15 protein-coding genes are annotated in these 11,775 nt (G+C 72.8%); 9 read left to right on the forward strand and 6 right to left on the reverse strand.

Translation table 11 applies throughout. The features are described from left to right. Positions 1-146 precede the first annotated feature (146 nt). The gene (gene narJ / locus BJF79_RS19565; RefSeq protein WP_075899376.1) at positions 147-845 is read left to right on the forward strand and encodes a nitrate reductase molybdenum cofactor assembly chaperone; all 699 of its coding nucleotides are present in this window, start codon (positions 147-149) and stop codon (positions 843-845) included. After that, positions 842-1,600 carry a respiratory nitrate reductase subunit gamma gene (gene narI, locus BJF79_RS19570; protein WP_075899378.1) on the forward strand — a complete coding sequence of 253 codons (759 nt, stop codon included), beginning with the start codon at positions 842-844 and terminating at the stop codon, positions 1,598-1,600. Before narJ ends, narI begins: the two co-directional genes overlap by 4 nt. Here narI and BJF79_RS19575 read toward each other — a convergent pair. Further along, positions 1,597-2,841: a globin domain-containing protein gene (locus BJF79_RS19575; protein WP_316043389.1), complete on the reverse strand. Its 1,245-nt coding sequence runs from the start codon at positions 2,839-2,841 to the stop codon at positions 1,597-1,599. The two genes, narI and BJF79_RS19575, sit on opposite strands and share 4 nt — an antisense overlap. After that, on the reverse strand, positions 2,841-3,314 hold the full coding sequence (locus tag BJF79_RS19580) for an RrF2 family transcriptional regulator (RefSeq protein WP_075899398.1): 474 nt from the start codon (positions 3,312-3,314) through the stop codon (positions 2,841-2,843). Before BJF79_RS19580 ends, BJF79_RS19575 begins: the two co-directional genes overlap by 1 nt. Positions 3,315-3,489: 175 nt before the next feature. On the opposite strand from BJF79_RS19580, the gene BJF79_RS19585 reads away from it, so the two are divergent. The 7 genes from BJF79_RS19585 (at position 3,490) to BJF79_RS19615 (ending at position 9,512) form a co-directional block, all read left to right on the forward strand. Beyond that, complete coding sequence (locus BJF79_RS19585; RefSeq protein WP_075899380.1) at positions 3,490-3,879, forward strand: hypothetical protein; 390 nt, start codon at positions 3,490-3,492, stop codon at positions 3,877-3,879. An 8-nt stretch (positions 3,880-3,887) separates the two neighbouring features. Then, positions 3,888-4,520, forward strand: a complete 633-nt coding sequence (locus tag BJF79_RS19590) for a histidine phosphatase family protein (RefSeq protein ID WP_075899382.1) — start codon at positions 3,888-3,890, stop codon at positions 4,518-4,520. 241 nt (positions 4,521-4,761) lie between these two features. After that, positions 4,762-5,463: a hypothetical protein gene (locus BJF79_RS55585; protein WP_075899384.1), complete on the forward strand. Its 702-nt coding sequence runs from the start codon at positions 4,762-4,764 to the stop codon at positions 5,461-5,463. A gap of 263 nt (positions 5,464-5,726) precedes the next feature. Continuing rightward, the gene (locus tag BJF79_RS19600; RefSeq protein ID WP_075899386.1) at positions 5,727-6,218 is read left to right on the forward strand and encodes a metallophosphoesterase family protein; all 492 of its coding nucleotides are present in this window, start codon (positions 5,727-5,729) and stop codon (positions 6,216-6,218) included. A 23-nt stretch (positions 6,219-6,241) separates the two neighbouring features. After that, positions 6,242-7,174, forward strand: a complete 933-nt coding sequence (locus tag BJF79_RS19605) for a phosphotransferase (RefSeq protein ID WP_075899400.1) — start codon at positions 6,242-6,244, stop codon at positions 7,172-7,174. 31 nt (positions 7,175-7,205) lie between these two features. Next, positions 7,206-8,012, forward strand: coding sequence for a crotonase/enoyl-CoA hydratase family protein (locus tag BJF79_RS19610; RefSeq protein WP_075899388.1), 807 nt, complete (start codon positions 7,206-7,208; stop codon positions 8,010-8,012). 147 nt (positions 8,013-8,159) lie between these two features. Then, positions 8,160-9,512 (forward strand): nucleobase:cation symporter-2 family protein, encoded by a 1,353-nt coding sequence (locus tag BJF79_RS19615; protein WP_075899390.1) that lies wholly within the window; start codon positions 8,160-8,162, stop codon positions 9,510-9,512. 42 nt (positions 9,513-9,554) lie between these two features. Here BJF79_RS19615 and BJF79_RS19620 read toward each other — a convergent pair whose 3' ends face one another. From BJF79_RS19620 to BJF79_RS53485, 4 genes are all read right to left on the reverse strand, one after another. After that, positions 9,555-10,385, reverse strand: coding sequence for a patatin-like phospholipase family protein (locus BJF79_RS19620; protein ID WP_075899392.1), 831 nt, complete (start codon positions 10,383-10,385; stop codon positions 9,555-9,557). Between the two features lie 65 nt (positions 10,386-10,450). Further along, a complete protein-coding gene (locus BJF79_RS19625) occupies positions 10,451-10,846 on the reverse strand; it encodes a DUF2752 domain-containing protein (RefSeq protein ID WP_075899394.1) in 396 nt (131 codons plus the stop codon). 81 nt (positions 10,847-10,927) lie between these two features. After that, positions 10,928-11,236, reverse strand: a complete 309-nt coding sequence (locus tag BJF79_RS19630) for a CD225/dispanin family protein (protein WP_075899396.1) — start codon at positions 11,234-11,236, stop codon at positions 10,928-10,930. Between the two features lie 235 nt (positions 11,237-11,471). Next, the gene (locus tag BJF79_RS53485; protein ID WP_143220042.1) at positions 11,472-11,699 is read right to left on the reverse strand and encodes a hypothetical protein; all 228 of its coding nucleotides are present in this window, start codon (positions 11,697-11,699) and stop codon (positions 11,472-11,474) included. Positions 11,700-11,775 lie beyond the last annotated feature (76 nt).

The following is an 11,775-nucleotide window of genomic DNA, read 5'->3' on the forward strand; positions in this document are numbered from 1 at the left end:
GCCGACAAGCACAAACGCGTCAACCTCCTCAACTGGGACGGCAAGGGCGCGCCCGCCGGGCTGTTCCCGCCCCGCGACGGCGGGCAGGGGCCGGGCGACCAGAATCCGCCCGCCGATTCGGGCGCCGCCGAGACGGAGCCGAAGCCGTGAGGCGGCCGTCGCTCAGGCGGCCCGGGACGTCCGGGTGGTGCGACGCCGACCTCGTCACCGCCTGGCAGGCGTCCTCGCTCCTGCTCGGCTACCCCGACGAGGAGCTGCTCGCCCGCCGCCCGCTGCTGCGCCGCGCCGCCGCGAGCCTGCGCACGGACGCCGGGACGAGCCTCGGCGCGTTCCTCGACCACCTCGACGCCACGCCCCTGCAAGACCTGCAGGCCGACTACGTCGCCACGTTCGACCACCGCAAACGCTGCTGCCTCTACCTGACGTACTACGTCCACGGCGACACCCGGAAGCGGGGGATGGCCCTGCTGCGGTTCAAGCACGCCTACCGCGCCGCCGGGCTCGATCTCGACGACGGCGAACTGCCCGACCACCTCGCGGTCGTCCTGGAGTTCGCCGCGACCGGCGACCTCGACGAGGGGCGGCGCCTGCTCGTCGAGCACCGGGCCGGCCTGGAGCTGCTGCGGCTGGCGCTCGCCGACGCGGAGTCGGCCTGGACGCCCGTCCTGGACGCGGTGTCGGCGACCCTGCCGCCGCTCACCGGCCGCGACCGCGACGCCGTCGCGCGTCTCGTCGCCGAAGGCCCGCCCGAGGAAGAGGTCGGCCTGGCGCCCTACGGGGCGGACGCCCCGGCCAGCGGGCCCGTCCTGTTGCCGGATCCCGTGGTTCCCGGAGGGGCCTCATGAACACTCTCGCCGCGCAGAACGCCGAGCCGGGCGTGGACGCCGTCCTGCTGTGGGTCGCGCTGCCGTACGTCGCGCTCGCCGTCTTCGTCCTCGGGCACGTCTGGCGGTACCGGTACGACAAGTTCGGCTGGACGACGCGCTCGTCGCAGCTCTACGAGAAGAAGCTGCTGCGCATCGGCAGCCCGCTGTTCCACTTCGGGATCCTCATCGTGCTGCTCGGCCACATCGGCGGCCTGATCATCCCGGAGAGCTGGACGGACGCCGTGGGGATCGGCGAGCACGCGTACCACATCATCGCCGTGGTGCTCGGCACCATCGCCGGGGCGTGCACGCTCGCCGGGCTGGCCATCCTCATCTACCGCCGCCGGACGGTCGGGCCCGTCTTCTCCGTGACGACCCGCAACGACAAGCTCATGTACCTGGTGCTCACCGCGACGATCCTGCTGGGCCTGTCGGCGACGGTCGTCGCGAACATCGTCGAGGGCGGCTACAACTACCGCACGACCGTCTCGCCGTGGTTCCGGTCGATCTTCTACTTCCAGCCCGACCCCGAACTGATGACGGGCGTCCCGATCCTGTTCCAGCTGCACGCCCTCAGCGCGCTCCTGCTGTTCTCCATCTGGCCGTTCACCCGGCTGGTGCACATGCTCACCGCGCCCATCGGCTACCTGACGCGCCCCTACATCGTGTACCGCAGCCGGGACGAGCAACTGGGGGCGCTCCCACCCCGCAGGGGATGGGAGCGCGTGGGTTAGGGGCGTCCGTCCTGCGGAGTCAGCGGATCCACAGGTCGGGGCCGAACACCTCGTAGTGGACGCGCTCGTCCGAGACGCCCGCCTCCAGCAGCCCGCGCCGCGTCTCGCGCAGGAACGGCAGCGGCCCGCACATGAACACCCGGGCCTTCGGCGGCAGGTCGAGCGCGGCGACGTCGAGCAGCCCGCGCCGGACGTCCGGCGCCGGCCGCGGCGTCGGCTTCGCCCGCCGCCGCGTCGCCGGGCTCCTCGTACCAGGTCACCTGGCGGAACCCGGGGATCCGGCCGCCCGTCTCGGCGATCTGCGCGCGCAGCGCGTGCGAGCCGGGGGAGCGGTCGGCGTGCACGGCCAGGACGGTCCGGTCGGTGCCCGTGGCGGCGAGCCGGTCGATCATCGCGGCCGCGGGGGTGATGCCGATGCCCGCGCTGATCAGGACGAGCGGGTCCTCCTCGTCCGCGAGGACAACGTCGCCGAACGGCGCCGACACCTCCAGCTCCGTACCGGCCGCCGCGTGCTCGAACAGGTGCGTCGAGACGGCGCCGTCGGGGGTGCCGTCCGTCCCGCGCACCCGCCGGAGCGTGATCTGCACGGTGCCGTCGGCGTCCGCCCGCGACAGGGTGTACTGGCGCGGCTGCCGCAGGCCGTCCGGCAGCGTGACCGCGACGCTCACGTACTGGCCGGGCAGGTGCGCGGGGACCGCGCCGCCGTCGGCGGGCGCCAGCACGAGCGAGATCACGTCCCGCGCCTCGTCGCGGCGCTCCACGACCCGCCACGTCCGGTACGGCGTCGCCGGGCCGCACGCCGCCTCCTGGTAGAGGCGGGCCTCCTCGGCGATCAGCAGCGTCGCGAACAGCCAGTACACCTCGGACCAGGCCGCGTGCACCTGCGGCGTGACCGCGTCGCCGAGCACCGTCCCGACCGCGTCCAGCAGGTGGCGTCCGACGATCGTGTACTGCTCCGGCCGGATGCCGAGCGAGGCGTGCTTGTGCGCGATCCGCGACATGATCTGCTGGAAGGGGATTCCGGAGTCGGGCGTCACCAGGTGCTCGGCGAACGCCGCGACCGACCCGGCGAGCGCGCGCCGCTGCTCGCCGTTGGCCTGGTTGCCCTGGTTGAACAGGTTCCGCAGCTCCGGGTGCGCGGCGAACATCGAGTCGTAGAACTCGCTGGTGATCTCGACACCGTGAGCGGCGACAACGGGCAGCGTGGCCCGGACGATCTCGGCGTGATCGGACGACAGCATCAGATGCCTTCCTTCGGGGGCGGACCGGCCGCGTCCGGGACGGACGGGACCGGCGGCGCCAGTGACAACAGGACAGGTCCGGCGGGATCGGCCACCAGGTCGCGCAGGCGGACGCCGTCCAGCGACGCCAGGAACGCCTCCTGCGCGGCCCGCAGCGCGCCGCGCAGCCGGCAGCCGCCGCGCAGCGGGCAGGGCGGGCTGTCGCAGTCGACGACCTCGCCGGTCCCCTCCAGGGCCCGCACGATGTCGCCGACCGTCGACTCGACCGCGCCGTCCGCGAGCACGACGCCGCCGCCGCGCCCCCGGGCCGTCTCGACGAACCCGTGCCGTCGCAGCCGCTGCACGATCTTCGACATGTGCTGCGGCGGCACGCTCAGCCGGTCGGCCAGCTCGGCGGCGGACCGGCGTTCGGTCCCCGTGCCGAGCGACATCAGGACGCGCAGTCCGAGGTCGGTCGACTGAGTCAGGTGCATGGTCAAGAGCGTAGGGCGAAATAGGAATCGAAAAGTCCGATTTGCCCTGTGCGCCTCGCCACACCCCGCCCCGGACGGGCGGTCGCGCGGACGGGCGATAGCGTTCCGGGGAAAAGATCGTCCAGGTCACGGCCGCGCCCACCGGGCGCGGCCGCCTCGCCCCGGGAGGCCCCCTGTGCTCAGCGTCACGCTCGCCGACCTCAGGCTGTTCCTGCACGTGCTCGCCGCGACCGTGTGGGTCGGCGGGCAGATCGTGCTCGGCGCGCTCGTCCCCGCCCTCCGCGGCTTCGACGGCGTCACCAAGGTCGCCGCACGCCGCTACAACATGGTCGCGTGGCCCGCGTTCGCCGTCCTGGTCCTCACCGGGATCTGGAACATGACGTCCGGCGAGATGAGCGACGAGGCGCAGATGACCCTGAACGTCAAGATGGCGTTCGTCCTGCTGTCGGGCGTCGCCGCGTTCCTGCACACGCGGGCGACGTCCAAGGCCGGGCTGGCGGTCTGGGGCGCCCTCGGCGCGGTCGGCGCCCTCGTCGCCCTGTTCTTCGGCGTCCAGCTCGGCTGACGCCCGCGATGACCCGCCTCGTCCTGGTCCGCCACGGTGAGACCGAATGGCACGCCGAGAACCGCTACGCGGGGGTCAGCGACGTCGCGCTGACCCCGCGGGGCCGGGACCAGGCGCGAATGCTCGCCGCGTGGGCGGTCCTCGCGCGGCCCGACGCCGTCTGGTCGTCCGGCCTGTCCCGCGCCCGGCAGACCGCCGCCGCCCCGGCGGCGCGCTCGGCACCGGACGTGCGCGTGGACGGGCGGCTCCGCGAGCTCGACTTCGGCGAAGGCGAGGGCCTCACCCGCGACGAGATGCACCGCGAGTTCCCCGACGCCCTGCGCGGCTTTCTCGCCGACCCCGTCGCCGCCCACCTGCCCGGCGGCGAGGACCCGGCCCGCGCCGCGGCCCGCTTCACCGCCGCCCTGCACGACATCGCGGCGGCCCGCACCGGCGGCCGCGTCCTCGTCGTCGCGCACTCCACGGTGATCCGGCTCGCCCTCTGCGCGCTGCTGGGCATCCCGCTCGGCGACTACCGGCGGCGCCTCCCGGCACCGGGCAACTGCGCGCTCACCGAGATCCGGCTCCGGGACGGCGAGGCCGCCCTCCTGGAGTACAACACCGCGATCGAACGGTCGCTCACTCCCCGGAGCCGGCAATGACTACTTGCGGCGAACGCATTGGAACGCTTTATCCACGGCCGATTGAGTGATCATCGTCGCGCATTTGTCAATTGACTGCGGAATGTGAAAACAACTCTGATACGCCCTAGGCAATCCGGGATTACCGAGGTAGAAACGATCTGTATTCCGCGTGGTCACGGCGGGCGCCGGACCGCGCGAGGGGGCCGTGCCCGGCGCCGCGCCGGGCACGGAAGCAGAAGCCTCATCGAGGAGTGACCCCGTGAAAGCTCTCGGCCGAATCACCGCGCCCCTGATCGCCGCGGCCGCCGCCGCGACCCTCACCGCCGGCGTCGCGTCCGCGGCGACCACCACCATTCGCGAGGACACCGCCGCAGGCGCCCCCTATTCGGGCGCCTGGCAGGTGTCCACCGTCGGTCCGCTCGAATTCTCCGTCGTGTTCCTCGGCGTCACCGTCACCGGCACCTGCGACGGCGCCGAACTGCGCGGCACCGTCCAGTCCACCGGCGCCGGCGCGCTGACGTCCGCGTCCATCGGCGCCTGCGAGACCTCCAACGGCCTCAGCTCGCCGGCCACCGACCTCGGCGAACTCCCCGCCAACACCGGCGAGGTCGCCTACGACCCCGTCGCGGGCGGCCGCGACGGCACCCTGTCCATCAACGGCGACCTCGTCTTCAGCCTCGAAGGCGAGTTCCTCGGCCGCGTCCGCACCTGCAACTATGGCTTCCAGACCGGCGGCGAGGACGGGCTGTCGTTCGACGTCTACAACCGCGACAACCCGAACCGCCCGCTCCCGGACGTCGACGACGCCCAGGGCGCGGCGACCGACATCACCCTCGTGAAGAAGCCCGGCAGCGACTTCTTCTGCCCCTCCGACGGCACCGGCAGCGGCACCGCCGTCGCCCGCGGCGAGAGCACCCCCGGCTCCGGCGTCTTCGACCAGAAGCTCTACCTGACCCAGTAGACGCGGGGGAGGGCGGCCGGGCGCCGGGGCCGGTGCAAGGGAGTGGCTTTCACCCGCGGCGCCCGGCGCCCCGATCCTCGCGCCGCGGGTCGCCGCGCCGGGACGGCCGGGGGCGTACGCCCGTCCCGGCGAACGCGAGGAACACGAGCGTAACTCCGCAGGTCAACAAGCCGTAATGACACCGCGCTTACAGTTGTTTCCCACCGGTGTCCGGACCGGCCCGTCGCTAAATCACCGGCCCCCCCCGATGCCACAATGGACGCGTGCGAGCGGTCGTGATCTCCGACACCCACGCGCCCCGCCGCTGGAAGACGTGCCCGCCGCGGGTCGCCGAGCACCTGCGCGGCGCCGACGTCGTCCTGCACGCGGGCGACGTCTGCGTCGCGCCCGTCCTGGACGAACTCGCGCAGTACGCGCCCGTCCACGCCGTCCTCGGCAACAACGACCGGCCCGACGTCGCCGCCTGGGGCGCGCCCGAACGGCTCGAACTCGACCTCGACGGGCTCACCGTCGCGATGGTGCACGACAGCGGCCAGAAACGCGGCCGCACCGCCCGCATGCACCGCTGGTTCCCGGACGCCCGCCTCGTCGTGTTCGGCCACTCGCACATCCCCCTCGACGAGACCGGCGACGGCGTCCGGATCTTCAACCCCGGCTCGCCCACCGACCGGCGCCGTCAGCCGCACGGGACGCTCGGGCTCCTCGACGTCCGGGACGGACGGCTCGTCCGCGCGGAAATCGTCCCCGTCACCTGACCGCCGCGCGGCACAATGCCGTGATGAGCCGGTTGCCCTGGGAGAAGACGCCCGACCACGTCCGCGCCGACGTCGAGTCGCTGCTCGGCGCCCGCGTCACCGAGGCCGTCACGCAGCCCGGCGGGTACTCGCCCGGCGTCGCCGCCCGCCTCCGCCTGGACGACGGACGCCGCGCGTTCGTGAAATCCGTCGGCGCCGAACTCAACCCCGACTCGCCCGGCATCCACCGCGCCGAGGCCCGGATCGCCGCCGCGCTGCCGCCGTCCGCGCCCGTCCCGCGGCTGCTCGGCTCCTTCGACCGGGACGGCTGGGTCACGCTCGTCCTCGACGACGTCGACGGCGCGCCGCCCCGCGACCCCTGGGACGCCGCCGAACTCGACCGCGTCCTCGCGGCCCTCGCCGACCTCGCGGCCGCGATGACGCCCGCGCCGATCGAGGCGCCCACGGTCGCCGAACGCTTCGGTGCAGCCTTCCACGGCTGGCGCCGCCTCGCCGCCGACGCCCCGGACGGGCCCGACGACGCGAACGGGCTCGACCCGTGGGCCCGCGAACACCTCGCAGACCTCGCCGGACTCGAGGCGTCCTGGGAGACGGCCGCCGCGGGCGGCACCCTCGCGCACGCCGACGTCCGCGCCGACAACATCCTGCTCACCCCCGGCCGCGTCGTGATCGTCGACTGGCCGTGGGCCTGCCTGTCCGCCCCCTGGTTCGACCTCCTCGCGATGCTGCCGAGCGTCCGCCTGCAGGGCGGCCCGCCGCCCGCCGACGTCTTCGCCGCCCACCCGCTCGCCGCCGCGGCCGACGACGCCGCGGTGACCGCCGTCCTCGCCGCGATCACCGGGTTCTTCGTGCACGGCGGACGGCAGCCGCCGCCCCCCGGACTGCCGACCCTCCGCGACTTCCAGCGCGCCCAGGGGGAGATCGCCCTCGCCTGGCTCCGCGACCGCCTGGAATGATCGCCGCAGTCGACCGCAGGAGGATGCCGGAATGACCGAACGCGTCACCGTGAAGGTCCACGAAGGAGTCGCCGACGTGCGGCTCAACCGCCCCGACAAGCTCAACGCCCTCGACCTGCCCACCTTCGAGGCGCTCGCCGCGACCGGCGACGCCCTTGCCGCGGACCCGTCCGTCCGGGCCGTGGTCCTGTCCGGCGAGGGCCGAGCCTTCTGCGCCGGGCTCGACTTCGCCGCGTTCGCCGCCATGGCCGAACGCGAAGCCGCCGGCTCGTCCGACATCACCGGCCGCGCCCCCGGCCGCATCACCAACCTCGGCCAGCAGGCCGTCCACACCTGGCGGGAACTGCCGCAGCCCGTCATCGCCGCCGTGCACGGCCACGCCCTCGGCGGCGGCCTCCAGATCGCCATGGGCGCGGACCTGCGCATCGTCGCCCCCGACACGAAGCTGTCGGTGCTCGAAATCCGCTGGGGCCTGGTGCCCGACATGACCGGCACCGCCGCGCTCATCCGGCTCGTCGGCGAGGACGTCGCGAAGGAACTCACCTTCACCGGCCGCATGATCACCGGCGCCGAGGCCGCCCGCATCGGCCTCGCCACCCGCACCGCCGACGACCCGCACGCCGCCGCCACCGAACTCGCCCGCGAGATCGCCGGAAACAGCCCGGACGCCGTCCGCGCCGCGAAACGCCTCCTCAACCGTGCCGCCGACGACGACCTCGCCGGCCAGTTCAGCGAAGAATCCCGCGAACTCGGCGCCCTGCGCGGCACCCCGAACCAGGCCGAGGCCGTCCGCGCCTACTTCGAGAAGCGCCCGCCCGCGTTCACCGATCCCGCCTGACACCCGCTCCCGGCGCGCCCGATCGGCGGCGCCGGGGGCGGCTACGGGACGAACCGGGCCGCACCGGTATGTTCGGCCGTCGGAATCGGCGCATCCGCACAGGTCAACGCGCCCCCCCGATCACCGACCCCGGAAGGCGACACACGCATGCCCGATGCAGGACCGCGCAAGCACCCCGTCGACGAGGTGCTCCCCGTCCCCAAGCTCGCCCTCTACGGGTTCCAGCACGTCCTCGCCTTCTACGCCGGCGCCGTCATCGTCCCCATCCTGGTCGCCGGGCAGATCGGGCTGTCGGACGAACAGCTCGTCTACCTGATCAACGCCGACCTGTTCACCTGCGGCATCGCCTCGATCATCCAGGCCCTCGGCTTCTGGCGCGTCGGCGTCCGGCTGCCCATCGTGCAGGGCGTCACGTTCACCGCCGTCGCCCCCATGATCGCCATCGGGCAGGGCGCCGAGAGCGCCACCGCCGGGCTCCTGGCCATCTACGGCGCCACGATCACCGCGGGCATCGTCACGCTGATCGCCGCGCCGTTCCTCGGCCGCCTCCTGCGTTTCTTCCCGCCCCTGGTGACCGGCACCGTCCTGACGATCATGGGCCTGATCCTGCTGCCGAACGCGCTCAAGGACGCCGCGGGCGGCGCGGGCGCCGACGACTTCGGCAGCTGGAAGCACCTCATGTACGCGGGCGGCACCCTGCTGTTCATCCTCGCCGTCTACCGGATGCACCGCCCGTTCCTCAGCAGCATCGCCGTCCTGCTCGGCCTCGTCGGCGGCACCGTCGTGTCCTGGGCGCTCGGCGACACCACCTTCGAGCAGGTCGGCGAAGCCGCCTGGTTCGGGGTCACCACCCCGTTCCACTACGGCGCCCCCACCTTCCACATCGGCGCGATCATCGCGATGCTGCTGGTCATGATGGTCACCGTCGTGGAGACCGTCGGCGACGCCAAGGCCACCGGCGAGATCGTCGGCAAGGACGTCGGCGACGAGGACATCACCCGCGCCCTGCGCGCCGACGGCGTGTCCACCTTCCTCGGCGGCGTCCTGAACGCCTTTCCCTACACCTGCTTCGCGCAGAACGTCGGCCTGGTCCGCCTCACCGGCGTCCGCAGCCGCTTCGTCGTCGTCGCCGCGGGCCTGATCATGATGGTGCTCGGCCTGTTCCCGAAGGCCGCCGGGTACGTCGCGTCCATCCCGCCGGACGTCCTGGGCGGCGCGGCCGTCGCGATGTTCGGCATGGTCGGCGTCGTCGGCATCCAGACCCTCTCCAAGGTCGACCTGCGGCAGGAACGCAACGCGCTCGTCGTCGCCGTCAGCATCGCCCTCGCGCTGCTCCCCGCCGCCGCACCCGAGGTCTTCGAGCAGATGCCCCGGGAGATCTCCGCGATCCTCAACAGCGGCATCACCCTCGGCGCGATCTCCGCGATCGTCCTCAACCTCGTCTTCAACGTGTTCGCCCGCACCTCACCGCCCGCGGACGAGAAGGCCCCCGCGAGCTGACGCCGGACGGCCCGCGGCACGATCGGCCGCGGGCTCGGGGGATTAGTCCCAGAACGCCGCGAGCTCCGCGCGACGGCCCGTCCCTGCGCGCGGCCCGCCTCGGCCGCGCGTCCTCGACGACGGGTTCAGCGGATCCGCGCCGAACGCCGCGAGGGACGCCTCGTCCGGACGCACCGCCTCGACCCGTCCGGTCAGCTCCGCCACCTGCGCGTCCACCGTGCCGTCGTCCAGCGGCGCCAGCAGCAGCACGCGCCCGCACCCCTCCGCGAGGTCGACGTTCGCCGCCGAACGCGCGCCGCCGTCCATGTACCGGACGCCGTCGATCGGCACCGTCGGCCAGATCATCGGCACCGCGCAGCTCGCCGCGACCGCGTCCACCAGGTCGACGCCCGACTCGCGGTCGAACACCCGCAGCTCCCCGGTCAGCGCGTTCACCGCCGTGATCAGCAGCCGCCGCGCCGGCCACTCGTGCGCCGGCAGCCGATCCGCGATCACCGCGCGCCGCTCGTCCTCCGGGACCGTCCCGGCCGCGAGCGCCCGCGCCCCGATCGCCCGCCGCAACTCGGCGGGGTCGTCGTGCTCGGCCGCCAGCTGCGTCCAGGTCTCCAGGATCTCCTCGACGCCGGGCCCGCCCGACGGAGACAGCTCGCGGGACTGCAGCCTCGGATCCGCCTGCCGCTCGAACAGTTCCTTGAGCGGCGTCCCGCTTCCGACCTGCGCCGCGACGGCCGCACCCGCGGACGTCCCGACCAGCAGGTCCGCGTCCGTGACGTCCGTCCCCTCGTCGGCGAGCCCGGCCAGCACACCCGTCGACCAGGCGATGCCCGCCACACCGCCGCCCCCCAGCACGAGTGCGCGTCCGTTGTCGCTCATGTCCGGTTCCTTTCCATGTGACCGTCCGAGCGTAGAGGCGGGCCGGAGGGCGGCCACGTTCGAGGTCAGGCGGCGAGCGCCGCCCCGAACGGGAGGTTGCGCACCAGCCAGTAGGCGAGCACGAACCCAAGGAACGTCCAGATCACCCACGCCGGGGCGGCTTTCGTCCGGTGCGGTCGCGCCCGGGCCCGGGCCACCGTCCAGCGGATCCAGAAGAACGCCAGGACCAGCAGCATCACGACGGCGAACACGTTGAGCGAGATCGCCTCACCGAGCCGCGCGTGCGCGAGGGCGTGGATCGTCCGCAACGCCCCGCAGCCGGGGCACTGGTAACCGGTCAGTGCGAGGAACGGGCACGTCGGATAGTTGCCCTGCTCGTTCGGATCGATGGCCCCGACGTACGCGGCGGCCGCGGCCGCCGAGAGAAGGAGGCCCGCGGGCGCCAGCAACCGGCGCGCCACCGCGAACCGATCATGGGTCGCGTCTTCGTGAGAGGGCCCGCCCCGCCGGAGCGGAGCGGGCCGGTTTCCCGAGGTCATCGATCAGTAGGTGCTGCTGGCACCCGCGGCCGCGACCTGCAGGATGATGACGATGATGTTCAGGATGAACCCGAGGACCGCGGCGACGATCGCCCACGTCTTGGCGTTCTTGGCCGACGCGATCGCGCCGGCGTGGTCACCGCTGTTCCACTTGCCGTTGACCTGCGCCGCGAAGACGATTGAGACGACTCCCAGGGGGAGGCAGCAGAACAACGTCGTCAGGATCGCCCACACCAGGTTGTTCGCCGGCGGCGCCGGGGGGACGCCGTACGCACCGGGACCACCGGGAGCGGGGGGAGGGTAGTAGCTCATCGAGTTCCTTCCATGTGGGCTGGGTGTCTCTCAAGTAGATGGTCAACAAGCATGCCTGGTTCCCCCTGACCTGGTAAACGCCCCCTTCAACACAGTTGAGGCACGGTGGGCCCCACCTCCGCGGAGCGCACCGCGCGCCGATTTGACGTCGCCGACCCGACCGCGTAAGTTAACCCCTCGTCCCCACACGGATGCAGGACGCCCGAGCGGCGGCCGGCCGACGGGGAAACCACTATCAGATCTTCCGGTCCGGCTTCGCCGTGCCCGGCGACTGAGTGTGGGTCGGAAACGCCGATTTTGACAAACCGGCCGGATCTGATGAAATAGCAACACCGCCCGGAAGGGACCGCGCAAGCGGAACCCGAAAGGCAATCAGGAAAAGCCGGAAATTGACAAGCCGGCCGGAACTGATAAAGTAAGAAAAGCCGCCCCGGGGCGAGACCAGCGAAAGCCGGTCGAGCACGGTGGGTGTCCGTTTCTTGAGAACTCAACAGCGTGTTAAAAGCCAGTGCCTTTATCGATTCGGCCGGCAGGCCGGA

The organism is Actinomadura sp. CNU-125, assembly GCF_001942465.1.
Classification (GTDB): Bacteria; Actinomycetota; Actinomycetes; order Streptosporangiales; family Streptosporangiaceae; genus Spirillospora.